At 54.3% G+C, this 15,614-nt stretch carries 15 protein-coding genes and 1 riboswitch; of the genes, 1 reads left to right on the top strand and 14 read right to left on the bottom strand.

All coding sequences use genetic code 11. From position 1 onward, the window contains the following. Window positions 1-2 precede the first annotated feature (2 nt). The 9 genes from purF to BSEL_RS03615 all read right to left on the bottom strand — a co-directional run bounded on the left by purF (window position 3) and on the right by BSEL_RS03615 (window position 8,868). Window positions 3-1,427 (bottom strand): amidophosphoribosyltransferase, encoded by a 1,425-nt coding sequence (purF, locus tag BSEL_RS03655; protein ID WP_013171659.1) that lies wholly within the window; start codon window positions 1,425-1,427, stop codon window positions 3-5. After that, window positions 1,403-3,634 carry a phosphoribosylformylglycinamidine synthase subunit PurL gene (gene purL / locus BSEL_RS03650; RefSeq protein WP_013171658.1) on the bottom strand — a complete coding sequence of 744 codons (2,232 nt, stop codon included), beginning with the start codon at window positions 3,632-3,634 and terminating at the stop codon, window positions 1,403-1,405. Before purL ends, purF begins: the two co-directional genes overlap by 25 nt. Beyond that, window positions 3,618-4,301 (bottom strand): phosphoribosylformylglycinamidine synthase subunit PurQ, encoded by a 684-nt coding sequence (gene purQ / locus BSEL_RS03645; protein WP_013171657.1) that lies wholly within the window; start codon window positions 4,299-4,301, stop codon window positions 3,618-3,620. Before purQ ends, purL begins: the two co-directional genes overlap by 17 nt. Continuing rightward, window positions 4,298-4,558, bottom strand: coding sequence for a phosphoribosylformylglycinamidine synthase subunit PurS (gene purS, locus BSEL_RS03640; RefSeq protein ID WP_013171656.1), 261 nt, complete (start codon window positions 4,556-4,558; stop codon window positions 4,298-4,300). The genes purQ and purS overlap by 4 nt, the downstream gene beginning before the upstream one ends. Next, a complete protein-coding gene (gene purC / locus BSEL_RS03635) occupies window positions 4,555-5,268 on the bottom strand; it encodes a phosphoribosylaminoimidazolesuccinocarboxamide synthase (protein WP_013171655.1) in 714 nt (237 codons plus the stop codon). Before purC ends, purS begins: the two co-directional genes overlap by 4 nt. Before the next feature lie 36 nt (window positions 5,269-5,304). Beyond that, window positions 5,305-6,603, bottom strand: coding sequence for an adenylosuccinate lyase (gene purB, locus BSEL_RS03630; RefSeq protein WP_013171654.1), 1,299 nt, complete (start codon window positions 6,601-6,603; stop codon window positions 5,305-5,307). Window positions 6,604-6,643: 40 nt separating this feature from the next. Then, entirely contained in the window at window positions 6,644-7,789 is a 1,146-nt protein-coding gene (gene purK, locus BSEL_RS03625) for a 5-(carboxyamino)imidazole ribonucleotide synthase (RefSeq protein WP_013171653.1), read from the bottom strand. After that, window positions 7,786-8,271, bottom strand: a complete 486-nt coding sequence (gene purE / locus BSEL_RS03620; protein ID WP_013171652.1) for a 5-(carboxyamino)imidazole ribonucleotide mutase — start codon at window positions 8,269-8,271, stop codon at window positions 7,786-7,788. The genes purK and purE overlap by 4 nt, the downstream gene beginning before the upstream one ends. A gap of 181 nt (window positions 8,272-8,452) precedes the next feature. Further along, a riboswitch (purine riboswitch) is annotated at window positions 8,453-8,554 on the bottom strand. A gap of 116 nt (window positions 8,555-8,670) precedes the next feature. Further along, entirely contained in the window at window positions 8,671-8,868 is a 198-nt protein-coding gene (locus BSEL_RS03615) for an NETI motif-containing protein (RefSeq protein WP_013171651.1), read from the bottom strand. A gap of 119 nt (window positions 8,869-8,987) precedes the next feature. On the opposite strand from BSEL_RS03615, the gene BSEL_RS03610 reads away from it, so the two are divergent. Continuing rightward, the gene (locus BSEL_RS03610) at window positions 8,988-9,437 is read left to right on the top strand and encodes a DUF1499 domain-containing protein (RefSeq protein ID WP_013171650.1); all 450 of its coding nucleotides are present in this window, start codon (window positions 8,988-8,990) and stop codon (window positions 9,435-9,437) included. 54 nt (window positions 9,438-9,491) lie between these two features. Here BSEL_RS03610 and BSEL_RS03605 read toward each other — a convergent pair whose 3' ends face one another. From BSEL_RS03605 to BSEL_RS03585, 5 genes are all read right to left on the bottom strand, one after another. Continuing rightward, a complete protein-coding gene (locus tag BSEL_RS03605; RefSeq protein ID WP_013171649.1) occupies window positions 9,492-11,549 on the bottom strand; it encodes an ATP-dependent Clp protease ATP-binding subunit in 2,058 nt (685 codons plus the stop codon). A 534-nt stretch (window positions 11,550-12,083) separates the two neighbouring features. Beyond that, entirely contained in the window at window positions 12,084-12,998 is a 915-nt protein-coding gene (locus BSEL_RS03600; RefSeq protein ID WP_013171647.1) for a lysylphosphatidylglycerol synthase transmembrane domain-containing protein, read from the bottom strand. After that, on the bottom strand, window positions 12,995-13,492 hold the full coding sequence (locus BSEL_RS16920; RefSeq protein WP_049773545.1) for a hypothetical protein: 498 nt from the start codon (window positions 13,490-13,492) through the stop codon (window positions 12,995-12,997). Before BSEL_RS16920 ends, BSEL_RS03600 begins: the two co-directional genes overlap by 4 nt. A gap of 92 nt (window positions 13,493-13,584) precedes the next feature. Further along, window positions 13,585-15,354: a ferrous iron transporter B gene (locus tag BSEL_RS03590; RefSeq protein ID WP_013171645.1), complete on the bottom strand. Its 1,770-nt coding sequence runs from the start codon at window positions 15,352-15,354 to the stop codon at window positions 13,585-13,587. Continuing rightward, window positions 15,338-15,583 (bottom strand): FeoA family protein, encoded by a 246-nt coding sequence (locus BSEL_RS03585; RefSeq protein WP_013171644.1) that lies wholly within the window; start codon window positions 15,581-15,583, stop codon window positions 15,338-15,340. The genes BSEL_RS03590 and BSEL_RS03585 overlap by 17 nt, the downstream gene beginning before the upstream one ends. Window positions 15,584-15,614: the final 31 nt, after the last annotated feature.

Below are 15,614 nucleotides of genomic sequence, written 5' to 3'. Positions count from 1 at the left end.
GGTTATTTGCCTCCAATCACTTTATCGTATGGATGATCCGTCTCCGGATAAATCTCTGTCGGGTAGTCGCCGGTGAAGCACGCAAGACACTGCCCGCAGTGATCATTGACCTTCTCCCGGCCGATGCCCTCCATCAGGCCGTCGACTGACAGATAGGCGAGCGTATCCGCCCCCATCTCTTCACGCATCTCTTCAATCGATTTTGTCGACGCCACAAGTTCACCTTTGGTCGACGTATCGATCCCGTAAAAACACGGGTTCACGATCGGCGGTGAACTGATGCGCACGTGCACTTCCTTCGCCCCTGCTTCTTTGAGCATTTTCACGATCCGTCTTGACGTCGTGCCGCGGACGATGGAGTCATCAATCATCACGACCCGTTTGCCGTCGACGACACCGCGGACTGCGGAGAGTTTCATGCGGACGCCCTGTTCACGGAGCGCCTGCGACGGCTGGATGAAGGTGCGGCCGACGTAGCGGTTTTTGATCAGGCCGAGCTCATACGGAATCCCCGTCGCCTCCGCGTAACCGATGGCCGCGGATATGCTTGAATCCGGGACTCCCGTCACCACGTCCGCTTCCACGGGGGATTCTTTCGCAAGCACCTTGCCGAGGTTCTTCCTCGCATGGTGAATGTTGATGTTGCCGATGTTGCTGTCGGGTCGTGCGAAATAGACGTACTCCATGGAACAGATCGCAGGGGCGCTTGCCGGAGAGAACATCTCCGACTGAATGCCCTGATCATTAATCGTGATCAGTTCCCCGGGCTGCACGTCACGGATATATTCCGCACCGATGATGTCAAAGGCGCACGTCTCGGACGACACGACGTACCCGTCTCCGATCTTCCCGAGAGACAGCGGTCTGAGGCCATGGGGATCCAGGGCAACCATGAGGGCGTCCTCGACGAGAAAGGCAAAAGCGTAGGCGCCTTTCACCATGGAGAGCGCACTCTTAATGGCATCTTTCACGTCCGGATAGCCGCTTCGTTTGATTAGATGGGCAATGACTTCCGTATCGGAGGTTGTCTGGAAAATACTGCCCTGATGCTCGAGCTGGCGCTTCGTCGCGTTGGCATTGACGAGATTGCCGTTATGGGCCACAGCGAGACTGCCGGTCTGTGAGTTGAACTGCAGCGGCTGACAGTTGATAAAGTCACTGCTTCCTGCCGTCGTATAGCGGACGTGACCGATGGCGCCGTCCCCAATGAGGCGGTCGAGATCCGTTTCATTGAACACGTCGTTGACGAGCCCCATGCCTTTATGAATCCGCAGTTTTTCTTTATCCGTGACGACAATACCCGCACCTTCCTGTCCTCTGTGCTGCAGGCTGTGAAGGCCGTAGTAGGTAATGCGGGCGGCGTCTTCATGCCCCCAGACGCCGAATACGCCGCATTCCTCATTTAATCCTCTGATTTCAGGTAACATGCAATTGCACCTCTCCAGGCACGTTCGAGATCATCACCGGCTTCATCGATGATCATCTGTCCGTGTTGATTGTGAATCCGTACGCGTTTCTCTTCCGAGACACGACCGATCATCTTCGCTTCCGGTATCTGTTTTTCAAAGGCTGCCTGCTTCTCGGGGCTGACCGTCAGGATAAACCGTGACGGGGTCTCCGCAAAGAGCGCCTGTGTCTCGTCTTCTTCGTTCAGTGTGACCGACACGCCGTATTCGCTGCCGAACACCTTCTCCGCCAAAGCCACGGCAAACCCGCCTTCAGACAGGTCGTGGGCAGACTGGACGAGATGGTGTTGAATCGCGGTGAGCACCTGTTCCTGCCTGGCCTTCTCAATGGCCAAATCAGCGGGACGGAGCTTGCCTTCCGTCGCATTCGTCTGGAGCTTCTGCAGCTCACTGCCAGCAAAATCCGGTCCGCTCTCTCCGATCAGGTACACAAGGTCCCCTGCCTCCTGAACGGTCTGTTTTGTAATATGGCTCAAGTCTTCAATGAGACCGACCATGCCGATAACCGGAGTCGGGAAAATCGCCCCCATGGCCGTTTCGTTATAAAGAGAAACGTTCCCGCCGATGACCGGCGTGTCAAGAAAGCGGCACGCTTCAGAAAGGCCGTCCGTCGAACGCTCAAGCTGCCAGTAAATCTCCGGCTTGTCCGGGCTGCCGTAGTTGAGACAGTCCGTGACACCGAGGGGTTTCGCGCCGGAACAGACGAGGTTACGCGCCGCTTCCATGACGGCCATTTTGCCGCCTTCATACGGATCGAGATAGAGAAAACGGCCGTTACAGTCCGTAGTCATGGCAAGCGCCTTCTCCGTTTCTCTGACGCGGATGACGGCTGCGTCGGATCCTGGTGCCACGACGGTATTCGTCTGAACCATATGATCGTACTGTTCATAGACCCATTCCTTACTGGCGATGGACGGCTGTTTCAACAGCGCCGTCAGCGTCACGGCATAATCCGGCGCCGACAGACGGACGGGCTCCTGTTTTTGAAAGGCTTCAAAATAGGCCGGGACCGATGAAGGCGGATGATACACCGGCGCTTCTTCTGCGAGGGCATCCACCGGCGCCTGTGCAACGGTCTCGCCCTGATGAACGAGGGTCATCTGCTTATCGTCGGTCACTTCCCCGACAACAACGGCGTGCAGATCCCATTTTTCAAACAGTTCAATGAATACCTGTTCGCTTCCCTTCTCCACGACGAGCAGCATCCGTTCCTGGGACTCGGAAAGCATCATTTCATACGGCGTCATTCCTGTTTCACGCTGCGGAACTTTATCGAGGTCCATGCGGATCCCACTGCCGGCTTTACTCGCCATTTCCGCAGAGGACGACGTCAGACCCGCGGCGCCCATGTCCTGAATCCCGACAATTTTCGGATGGCGGACGGCTTCGAGGCAGGCTTCAATGAGGAGTTTTTCCATGAACGGATCCCCGACCTGTACCGACGGCCGCTTGGACTGGGAGTCCTCGCTCAGTTCCTCAGAGGCGAAGGTCGCACCGTGAATCCCGTCACGGCCCGTCGAGGCCCCTACGTAGAGAACCGGATTGCCTACTCCTTTTGCCTGGCCTTTCTGAATGTGGCTGTGGTCAATGAGTCCGACGCACATCGCATTGACGAGGGGATTGCCCTCGTAAGCTTTGTCAAACTGGATCTCACCGCCGACCGTGGGGATCCCGACGCAGTTGCCGTAACCGGCGATGCCGGAGACGACCCCTTCGAAGAGGTATTTAACCCGCGGATTGGACAGTTCACCAAAACGGAGGGAATTTAAGAGTGCCACCGGACGGGCACCCATAGAAAAGATATCGCGGATAATCCCGCCGACGCCTGTTGCCGCCCCCTCATAAGGCTCAACGGCGGACGGATGGTTGTGGCTTTCAATCTTAAAGACGACGGCTTTCTCATCGCCGATATCGATGATCCCCGCGCCTTCTCCGGGCCCTTGCAGGACGCGGGGTCCGTCAACGGGGAACTTCTTCAGGAGAACCTTGGAGTTCTTGTAGCTGCAGTGTTCCGACCACATGACCGAGAACAGGCCAAGCTCCGTATAGTTCGGCAGGCGTCCGAGGATCGATTCAATGGAGCGGAACTCGTCATCGGTGACACCCATTTCCTTATAGATCTGTTCGTCCCGGATCATGACCGGGGATGGCTCATGACGTAACTGCATGGTGGTCCCTCCAATGTTTGACGATGGATTGAAAGAGCTTAAGGCCGTCGTCGGAGCCGAGCAGCTGATCGACTGCCCGCTCCGGATGCGGCATCATGCCGAGGACGTTGCCTGCCTTGTTGACGATGCCGGCAATGTCTGCGACAGAACCGTTGATCGGTTCGGTATAGGTAAAGACGATCTGGTTATTGGCCTTCAGGGAGGCAAGGGTTTCGTCGTCACAGTAATAGTTGCCGTCGCCGTGCGCGACGGGAATCTGTATGACCTCCCCTTCCTCATAAAGTGACGTAAACGACGTGTTGTTATTCACGACGGTGAGTGGCACGGTCTTACAAATAAACGTCAGCTGTTCATTGCGGCGCATCGCGCCCGGCAAGAGCCCCGCTTCAAGAAGAATCTGAAAGCCGTTGCAGACTCCGAGGACCGGCTTGCCGGCTTCCGCCGCTTCGGCGACAGCCTTCATCACCGGTGAGAACTGGGCGATAGCCCCGGAGCGGAGATAGTCCCCGTAGGAAAAGCCGCCCGGAAGGAGAATCCCGTCGTAGCCGGAGAGATCCGTCTCATGGTGAAAGACGAACGTCGCCTCTTCACCGAGCTCATCCTTCGCAGCGTGGTACATATCCGAATCACAGTTGGAACCTGGAAACACAATCACGGCGAATTTCATACCGAGAGGACCTCCTCAATCTCGTACGTGAAGTCTTCGATGACGGGGTTGGCGAGGAGCTGATCGCACATCGCTTCCACCTGTTTGGCGATGGCTTCTTTTGAGTCGCCGCTCATCGTGAGGGTCATTGTCTTACCGACACGGACGTCCGCCACGCTCTCATAGCCGAGCTGATGGAGGGATTTCTCCACCGCGGATCCCTGCGGGTCAAGGACGCCCTCTTTGAGTGATACATACACCGTTACGTTTGCATTCATGATTTACTGCCTCCCAGTCGTTGTAATATCTGTTCATAGCCTGTCTGCAGATCGCCCTGATTGAAGCGGAATAAGTCTTTGTCAAGGGACTCGCCGGTCTCTTCATCCCAAAGCCTGCACGTGTCCGGTGAGATCTCATCGGCAAGGATGATCCCGCCGTCCTTCGTCCGTCCAAATTCAAGCTTGAAGTCGACGAGATCGACCTTCGCTTCTTTGAAAAACGGCACGAGCAGTTCGTTGATGCGGAGTGCCTGGACCTTGATCGCATTCAGTTCTTCGCGCTCTGCGAGGTTCATGATGCGGATGTGATCCTCATTCATCAACGGATCCCCGAGGGCGTCGTCTTTGAAATACCACTCCACCACCGGCGGGTTCATCGTACGGCCGCGCTCGATGCCGTAACGCTTCACGAGACTCCCGGCGGCTATGTTTCGCACGACCACCTCAATCGGAATGATGCTGACTTCTTTGACGAGCTGTTCGGTTTCCGACAGCCGCTTCACAAAATGGTTGTCCACCTGGTTCTCATGGAGCATCGTGAAGATGAGGGAACTGATTTCGTTATTCAGCCGCCCTTTCCCTTCAAGCACCTCCATTTTCTCCCCGTTAAAGGCCGTGGCGTCGTCCTTGTAAGCGACGCGGTAGATCCCTTCTTCGCCGGTTGTGTAAATGCGTTTCGCTTTTCCTTCATACAGACATTCAGTCGTCATGAAAACAGGCTCCTTCCGGTGACATGCACCCTGGTTTTAGCCGTCCAGTCCGAGACGGGTAAAGATCGTATCCACATGCTTCATGTGATGGTTGTAATCAAAACACGCATCGAGCTCTGCTTCACTGAGCTTCGAGGTGATCGCTTCGTCGGCTTCGACAATCTCTCTGAACGGCCGGCCTTCCTCCCACGCCTGCATCGCCTTTGGCTGAACGAGGTCATAGGCCGCTTCTCTTGCCAAACCTTTATCAATGAGGGTAAGGAGCACGCGCTGGGAGTAAATCAGCCCAAAGGTGCGGCCCATATTGCGTTTCATGTTATCCGGGAACACGGTCAGGTTTTTGACGATGTTGCCGAAGCGGTTCAGCATATAGTTGAGGGCAATCGTCGCGTCCGGGAGAATGATCCGCTCTGCCGAGGAATGGGAAATATCCCGCTCATGCCAGAGGGCGACGTTCTCATACGCCGTGACCATGTGACCGCGGAGTACGCGGGCGAGGCCCGTCATGTTCTCTGAACCGATCGGGTTACGCTTGTGCGGCATGGCCGAGGAGCCTTTCTGCCCTTTGGCGAAATACTCTTCCACCTCACGGGTTTCACTTTTCTGCAGCCCGCGGATCTCCACGGCCATCTTTTCGATGGACGCGCCGATCAGAGACAGGGTGGCAACGTAGTGCGCATGACGGTCCCGCTGCAGCGTTTGGGTGGAAATCGGTGCACGTTCAAGCCCGAGCCCCTTACAGACATGCTCTTCAATAAACGGATCAATATTGGCATACGTCCCAACGGCGCCGGAAAGTTTGCCGACACAGACGGTTTCCTTCGCCGCCTGAAACCGCTCAAGGTTCCGCTTCATCTCTTCATACCAGAGGGCGAGCTTCAGACCGAATGTCGTCGGCTCTGCATGCACGCCGTGCGTGCGGCCCATCATGATCGTGTACTTATGCTCATTGGCCTTGTTCTTCAAAATCTCAAGGAAGTTCTTCAGGTCGCGCTCGATCAGCTCATTGGCCTGTTTGAGCATGTAGGAAAGCGCCGTGTCGACCACGTCCGTGGAAGTCAGACCGTAATGGACCCACTTTCTCTCTTCTCCGAGGGTCTCCGAGACAGCCCTTGTAAAGGCGACGACGTCATGGCGGGTCTCTTCTTCAATCTCGAGGATCCGATTCACGTCGAATCCGGCGTTCGCACGGATCTTTTCGACATCTTCTTTCGGGATATCCCCGAGCTCGCTCCAGGCTTCGCAGGCGAGAATCTCCACTTCGAGCCAGGCCTGATAGCGGTTTTCGTCTTTCCAAATGTTGCCCATTTCCGGGCGGGTGTAGCGTTCGATCATGAGTAGGTCCTCCAGTGTATTGGGATTGATGGTGCTCGGTTTATGTGTGTGACCAGATACCCCAGCTCTTCAGGTCTTCAAGGGTATCCGGGATGTGATCAGTGAGGATATTGACGTGACCCATCTTGCGCCCGGGTCTCGCTTCATGCTTGCCGTACAGATGCCAGTGGGCACGAGCCCTGATGGGCATCTGAGCGAGGGCCCCGTCCATATGCTCGCCAAGGAGATTGACCATGACGACGGGCTTTAACAGCTCCGGCTCGATGAGGGGCAGACCGCAGATCGCCCGGATATGCTGGGCAAACTGGGAGACATTGCAGGCATTGATCGTGTAGTGCCCGGAATTATGCGGCCTCGGCGCCAGTTCATTGACGTACAGGCCGCCTTCCGCAGTGACAAACATCTCCACGGCGAGCGTGCCGATCATACCGAGACTTTCGGCAAGGGTTCTCGCCAGGTCTTCGGCTTTTGCCTGCACATCCTGCGGGACTCTTGCCGGGACGATGGACTGATGCAGGATGTTGTTGACATGGATGTTTTCGGCCACCGGAAACGTCGTCATGTCCCCGTTTGTCCCACGGCTCACGATGACGGAGATTTCCGTAACAAAGGGGATAAAGGCTTCCAGGACGAAGGGCCCTTTGCCTTCAAGATCGCGCCAGGCCGATGCCGCATCCGCCGTTTCACGAAGAACCGCCTGCCCTTTCCCGTCATAGCCGCCCCGGGTTGTCTTGATTACGGCAGGAAGGCCGATACGGGTTATGGCCGCATCGAGTTCGGCCTTTGAATCGATGGACGCCCACGGGGCAACAGGGACGCCTTCCGCTTCAATCGCTTCTTTCTCTTTCTTACGGTCCTGCGTGATCTGCAGGAGGCTGCTTCCCTGAGGCAGATACATCGATGATGCCAGATGCTCTGCAGTATCGCCGTCGATGTTTTCGAACTCGAAGGTCAAAACGTCGCTTACGTTCGCGAGTCTGGCGGCACCGTCCCGGTCTGCGTAGCCTGCGACGACTTCCTCATCCGACACCTGCGCGCAAGGCGAATCTTCAGCCGGTTCCATCACGGCAGTGCGGTAGCCCATTTCCTTGGCGGCAATAGCCATCATCCGCCCGAGCTGACCGCCGCCGAGAATGCCGACCGTCTTTGGGGGGAGAATCACCTTATGATTCGGATTGTTCATCATTCGATCTCTCCTGTTTCTGTGACCTGCTCTTCAAGGGCCTTGCGGCGGTCTGTGAGACGCGTATAAAGCACTTCATCTTCCATCGCGAGCTGCTGGGCGGCGAGGAGACCGGCATTAACGGCTCCCGCTTTTCCGATGGCGACGGTTGCCACCGGCACGCCGCCAGGCATCTGCACGATGGACAACAGGGAGTCAAGGCCGTTCAGTGCTTTGGACTGAACCGGGACACCGATCACCGGTACGATCGTTTTAGCAGCGACCATGCCTGGAAGGTGAGCAGCGCCTCCCGCCCCTGCGATGATGACCCGAATGCCCCGCCCGTGCGCGGTTTCCGCGTAGTGAAACATCCGGTCCGGCGTACGGTGTGCGGAGACCACTTTCGCTTCATAAGGGACACCGAGCTCCTTTAATGTATCCATGGCGTGCTGCATCGTCTCAAGATCCGAGCGGCTGCCCATGATGATGCCGACTTTGACTGTCATTTCATCGCCTCCTGGCATTCGTTGTTATTTTGCACACAAAAAAGCGTATCAAAGAGTTCCTTCATTGGTTCCATGAGGGTCTTCGATACGCTTCACTCCTTCAACATGATTCGAGATGCCGGCGTCCTGAGGGCATGAAAGAACCCCCGCTTCAGTCGACAGACACACGGATCTCCGGAATTACACATTCGTTTCCCCTCATAGTCTGTCCATTTACGGTGGTCAGGTAGAGACTTTCGGGCCTTATTCCCGAGGTTATATGAGGCTTTGTTCGATTATCTGCTATTATCTTATCAAGGTTCACGAAGGTGCGTCAACTTATTTTCGAACATTATTTCATATTAAGCTGTTCATTGTTCGTATTTTACCGAAAGACGAACGGTATCTTCCTTTTGTAAATCAGCTTTCCCGTTTTTTGCCTTCAAACGTGATCTGCTGGCGAACGGTTTCAACGTCGGTTCTGCCGTTCTTCTTCACTTCCTGAAAGACCGGCTTTTCCATGCGCCTGACGGGCATATAGCCTTCTTTCGCCATGCGTGCGAGACACTGATCGATCGTTTCGTTTTCTTCGACGGTGAATGTTTTCTTTCCTGCCATCCTGTCTGCCACCTTTTTCCGGAATCTCCATCGTTTCTTTTTCCTTTTGAACCATTATAACGTATCATCAGAAGAGAAGGAAACGTGACTTTGACCTATTGAAAAGGAGTGAATGACAAATGAGATGGTTATTTATGGCTTTGGCAGGCGCACTCGTCTTGGGCGGTGGCGGATTCATGTTCGTGCAAAACAACAAGATCCCCGATCACATCGGGGCCGATGACGGGAATTTCGCGGAGATGCCGTCGTCACCCAATGCGGTATCGAGTCAGACTGATGACACGGACAAATCCGTCGATCCCCTCCCGTTTAAGGAGAATCTCGCATCGTCCGTCGATGCCTTGCTCGGCGCGCTCGCACAAATTCCGGAGATCACGATTGAACGCCAGACCGATCGTTACATTCATGCGGTGTACACCACGTCCACCATGCGCTTCAAAAATGACATCGAGCTCTATTTCGATGAAGAAGAGCAGGTCATTCATTACCGTTCCGAGTCCCGGGTCGGTCATTCCGATATGGGGGAAAACCGGGAACAGTACAAGCTGATCTCGTCCAGGTACGAATAACAAAAAGAGACCCTTACAGGCAGTTCCTCATTGCCGTAAGGGTCTCTTGCTGTTTTATACTTCGTTTACAAGTTCAAGCCTGTCACCGTCTTCATGCAGCTTAACGGTGACCTTTTCCAACTCGCTGCCATCCATGATCGCATCGACGATCAGATCTTCGACATGTTCCTGAATGGTCCGTCTGAGTGGTCTGGCTCCGTATTTCGGGTCATAACCTTTCTTTGCAAGAAAGGCGACGGCCTCATCGGTAAAGGTGATGGACAGGTCCTGATCGTGACTGTGGGTAATGACCTCTTCAAGCATGATCCTGACAATCTGTTCAAGTTCGGCTTCACCGAGGGCTTCAAAACCGATGACACGGTCGATCCGGTTCATAAATTCCAGTTTGAAATAGGCGTCAAGCGGTTTGGCATTCGTCGTCATGACGATGACCGTATCCTTGAAACTCACGGTCCTGCCGTGGCTGTCGGTCAGTCTGCCGTCTTCAAGCACCTGCAGGAACATATGCTGCACATCCGGATGGGCTTTCTCCATTTCATCGAGGAGAATGATCGTGTACGGACGGCGTCTGACGCGTTCCGTCAGCTGTCCGGCCTCTTCATGGCCGACGTAGCCCGGCGGTGAACCGATCAGCTTGGAGACGGTGTGCTTCTCCATGAATTCACTCATATCAAGGCGAAGCATTGCTTCACGGTCTCCGAACATTTCTTCTGCAAGGGCCCGTGTGAGTTCGGTCTTTCCGACACCGGTCTGCCCGTGGAACAGAAAGGAGGCAATCGGTCTTCCTTCACGCCGGAAACCTGCCCGGCCTCTTCGGATTGCTTTTGCCACGGCTTCAACCGCTTCCTTCTGGCCGACGACTTTTTGACTGAGATGATCAGCCAGATGCTTCAGGCGCGTCTGTTCATCCTGCTCAAGTTTTTGAACCGGGATGCCGGTCTTCTTTTCAATGATCGCCTGAATATCGGCGACGGTGATGGCGGTCTCTGCCGATTCACTCGACTGAGCCCGTTCGAGCTCGTCCTGGAGCTGCAGTTCTTCTTGCCGGAGTCGTGCAGCCTTCTCATACTGTTCCTGCTCTGCGGCCTGTTGCTTGTCTTTCTCAATTGTCTTCAGGCGCTGTTCGATGTCCTCTTTGTTCCCTGTGCCGTGTGTCAGGTTCGCTTTCGCACCTGCCACATCCATCAGGTCAATGGCCTTATCCGGCATCTTCCGGTCCTGAATATAGCGGTGAGACAGCTCCGCGCAGGCTTTCAGGACCTCATCCGAATAAGTGACCCCGTGATACGCCTCGTACTTCGGAGCGAGCCCTTTCAGGATTTCCACCATATCTGACACTTTCGGTTCGTTGACCGTAACCGGTTCAAAACGCCGTTCCAGGGCCGCATCCTTTTCAATCGTCCGGTATTCCTTGAACGTCGTCGCCCCGATCACCTGGATCTGGCCGCCTGCAAGTGCAGGCTTCAGAATATTCCCTGCATCGGTCGAGCCTTCCGTCTTGCCTGCCCCAACGATCTGATGGATCTCATCGATGAACAGAATCGTTTCCGGGCTGTCTTCAAGCTCTTTGACAAGCTGCTTCATCTTCTCTTCAAACTGTCCCCGGTAACTCGTGCCGGACAGAATTGATGCCACGTCGAGGGAAATAATCTCTTTGCCTTTCAGCTTCCCCGGCACCTTGCCTTCATTGATGCTGAGAGCGAGACCCTCGGCAATCGCCGTCTTCCCGACACCCGGCTCCCCGATCAGAACCGGGTTGTTCTTGTTACGGCGGTTCAGCACTTCCGCAAGCTGTTCGATCTCACTGTCTCTCCCGATCACGGGATCAATGAGCCCATCTTTGGCAAATGCCGTCAGATTCCGCCCATACGTATCGAGAAGCCGCTCGCTTTCCGGCTGTGCACCGGTACTGCATGAACCGTCACTGCAAGACGCGCCCTCCTGTTGTGATCCGAATGCCGGACCGTTCCCTGTTTTGCCCGTGGATTGAGCCTGTTGCTTCGTGAGGGCCTCATAACAGTCCGGACAAAAAGCCGCCGACTGTTCCTGACCATTCACTTGGACACGGTAATACACCGTTGCTTCATTCTTGTTACAGTGTTGACATTTCATCAGTAATTCCTCCTATCAGGGTCAATGATTGTTTGACTTTGACTATCTTTGACCTTTATTTGTATTCAGTATAATCCATTGGTCAAAATTGGTCAACACTTTTATTTGACTATTTTTGACCAATTGGTTTTTATACTATAGGAATGTTTAACTTCGTTAAAGGATTATAGTATAAGTGCAACTAAGGCTTTCGCCATTAAAGCTTGGCGACAAACCAAGTTTTCTTTATTGAAAAAAGCAGGCGTCCCTGTCGGGAGCCTGCTTTTTATGCGACCGGTTATCATAAAACCGGTATCGTTTGAATCGGGATTTTGCCTTTCATCATTGCCGCGGTGTTGCTTTGTATTGAACAGAGATCGAAAATCTTAAATAACGAAAGCCCTACCTTCTCTTTCATCCTTGCAGCTCCTTGGCTGCGCCAGTGGATCTAAGCAGTTGCGATCGTACAAAGTTCCAGTTCATGACGTTGCGATTAAACGAGTGCTCTAAAACAGCACAAAGAATAATATATCATGTTATGACACAGATGTCAATTCAGACAGAGATTTTCCCGATGTGCCCCGTTTGAACAGATTCAGAAGAGGGCTTGCCTTCACCGCGACTGAGGTTCAAAAACACACACCCTGCGCCAACAAAAGCGCCAAACCAGAAGGTAATCAGACGAAATACGACGGCAAACACGATGGCCGTCGACGCGACTGTTCCGAGGCTGACGAGAACCGCCACCATCGCCGCTTCAAACGTGCCGATGCCACCCGGCGTGACAGGGATGAGCGCTGCCATATACGGAACAAAAACCGCAAGCAGGACACCGGTTAAACTGAGATCAAGCCCCATTGCCGTGCTCAAAAGCAGTCCTTTCGTATAGAAAAGAGCCCAGATCACCACCGAGAACCGGTAATGAAAAAATATCCTTCTGCGATCCCAATCCGTCAGCACCTCATGCTTGCGGCGAATGACCGAAAAGAGTCCGACCATGAGCAAGACAAGCAGGACGACGCCCGCAAGGGTCAACCACGCTTCTCTCGGCGACCACCATAGCCAGACGGTGACAAGAAGAAACGGCACCAGAGCGGATATACTGATGATTTTTTGCGCTGCGACGGTTTCCACCACGCTCTTGATCCCAAGGGAAAAACGGCGTCTCAGCATATAGCCTTTCACTGCCTCACTGCCAAATTTGACCGATGGTGTGATCCCTTCCGTAAAGGCACTGGCAAAGAGGATGTTCATGACGGACCAGAAAGCCTGTCCTCCCCGAACGTGAATCAGGTTCATCCACTGTCTGGCCATGAGGGCAAAGGTAAAAAACTGCAAGAGGAGAAGCACGGCGATCACGGTTGGGTCGAGAAGCACCAACGCCTCATACACGCTCCCGTATTCAATGGTTGTACCGACCCAGATCAGCAGCCCCAGAACGAGCACGATCAGTCCAAACGGTTTCATCATCCGACAGCCCCTTCCTTTACAAAGGCGTCTTTTGTGAAGAGGACCGTTTCTGCGGCCATTCTTGCGCCTCTGTGTGCAACACGGTCCGTGCAGGCTTCACAGTCAGCCTGTACGAACGCTTCGGGGTACTGATCCTGCATACCGGGTTTTGGGATTCGGCACAGGACTTTTTCGCAGCCGGCAAGCTGAAACATCGCTTCTGTCACCTTTGCCTGCGGGGTGACCTGAAGGGCAATATGTGCGATATCATAAGGATCATGACCAGGCTCCTGCCCGTCCTGCCATTTGCATCTGATCTGCCCTTTTAAGAGTTGCCACGAGGAGATGAACGCCTCTGCATCGGCGATCACGGTCGGATCATGATCAATGACCGTCACGTCCGCGCCGGTTTTTTCCGCCAGGAGGCAGGCGGTAAAAGGCGTCCGCCCGCCACCCACGCACAGCACCCGGTCACCGGGTCTGATCCTGCCAAGGGACACTTCTCTATTTACCATATCCTCATAATAGTAAGCTCCGATTCGCGCGCAAAATCCCGACTCGCAGCACAGCTTCTCACAAACACGTGTACACGATTGAATAAACACGGTTACATGCCACCCCCGAGTGTGAGGGATACCCATTGCACGAGCTGGATCCCATAGTTGGCCAATCCGCCGATCACAAAGGCAAGCACGATGGTAGCCGCACTGATCGCCGCTGCCCATTTGAGACGGAATTCTTTCACGAGGACAAAAAAGACGCTCATGCATGGAATATAAAGAAGAGCCACAACGGAGCCGACAAACATCTGCGCGAGCGTTAAATCCATCCCAAGGAGCGGCAGGACGGCGAGCTCCCGTCTGACCACACCTAAGATGAGTGCGACGCTCGCCTCAGGTGGAAGCCCGAGGAAGTTCACAACGACCGGTTCCACAATAAAGCTCACGTACGTCAGTGCACCGGTCTCAATCGTCAAAGCCGCAACGAGGATGCCGATAATCATCGGAATCTCGGCCTCGATCATGAAATGCTTCGTACGCATCTTCACTTTCCCCCACAGGGTGGACAGGCTCGGTGCAAGCAGATTCGGCACTTCAATCAGCACCGGATCAAGCGTGCCCTTGAGCATTTTATTGAGGACCGTTCCACTGATAAACATCACCACGAAGGACACCAGAAAAATCGAAAGCAACAAAAGGAAGGAATGATCGCCAAGGAGAGCGATGAACGCTCCGGTCTGGGCAATGCATGGCACGGCCAGACTGACGAGCGCGGAGATGATCAGACGCTCCTTCATGCTTGCCGCCGCCCGGGTCCCGATAATCGCCGGTACCGCGCACCCGTAGCCCATGGAAATCGGAATGATCGAGTGTCCGTGGAGACCGAACCGCCTTAACAGGCCGTCAATCAGGATCCCGAGGCGCGGCAGGTAGCCGCTGTCTTCAAGAAATGACAGCGTGATATAAAAGAAAAAAACGTAAGGCAAGATAAGGGCAATCGGCCATTCAACGGCTTTGATCAGGACACCGAACTCCCCGGCCAAAATGGCATACAGCATCGTGCCTTCCGTTGTGATTCTCGCCGCCACTCCTTCGGCAAAGGGGATGTAGTAGTTATGTAAAAGCGGCAGGAAGAACACAGCCCGCACGGCTTTTCCCATCCCGACGACAAAGCCGAGAGCAAGGAGCACTGACAAGATGGCAATGGGCAGTCCCGTAGCCGGCTGAATCGTCCAGCGTTCGCATTTATCCATCAACGTCTCTTCATATTCTCTGTACGTCAGGACATCGTCTGCGATGACGCCGGGCGGCTCTGTATCAACCGTTTCTCCTTTGGCGGCATGCGATTTCCCCATCAGCACCTTGTTGATCTCGGCCATGAGGCGGGTGAAGCCTTTCCGCTTCACCGCAACGCCCGGAATCACCGGTGCCTGAAGATAGCCTTCGAGCTTGTTCACATCGATCTGAATGCCTTTATGTTCTGCGACATCCACCATATTCAGAAGAAACACAACCGGAATATCCTGCGTCTTCAGTGCCTTTGCAAGCTGAAGGTTCCGCTCAAGATTCGTGGCATCCAACACGCAGACAATCACATCTGCGCCTTCTTGAAGCATCGTCACAGCCGCCTCTTCCGCCTTTGAGACAGCCTGAAGCGTATACACACCCGGGACATCGATCAGAACTGCAGGCTCGTTTGCCTGAGCCAGATCTCCTTCCATGGCGGACACCGTTGTGCCTGCATAGTTGGCCGTGATCACCCGTTTATTCGTTAATGTGGAAAAGACAACACTCTTCCCCACGTTCGGATTCCCCATGAGCAGAACCCGCTTCTTGCCATCCGGCCTTCTCACACCGCCTTCATCGTGACACGACATGATGACTCACCTCTTCCACCACGAACTGAGAGGCAATGGCATAGTCGATGGCAACCTCCCTGCGTCCCTTCGTTTCCACCACAACCGGTCCTTTCCACGGACTTTTCTGTTTAATGCATACTTTGGAACCGACCGAAATGCCGAGTCCTTCCAACAAAGGACAAGCCGGTAATTCTTTGATCAGGCAGCTGGTATTGCACGGTAATTGGCAAAGACCCTGTTGAGTCATGTTCATCAACCTCCACTGATAATGATTATCA

The sequence above is a fragment of the [Bacillus] selenitireducens MLS10 genome, assembly GCF_000093085.1.
In the GTDB taxonomy this organism is placed as follows: domain Bacteria; phylum Bacillota; class Bacilli; order Bacillales; family Salisediminibacteriaceae; genus Salisediminibacterium; species Salisediminibacterium selenitireducens.
The sequence above is the reverse complement of the archived record's forward strand: the minus strand, read 5'-3'. Positions and strand labels throughout refer to the sequence as shown.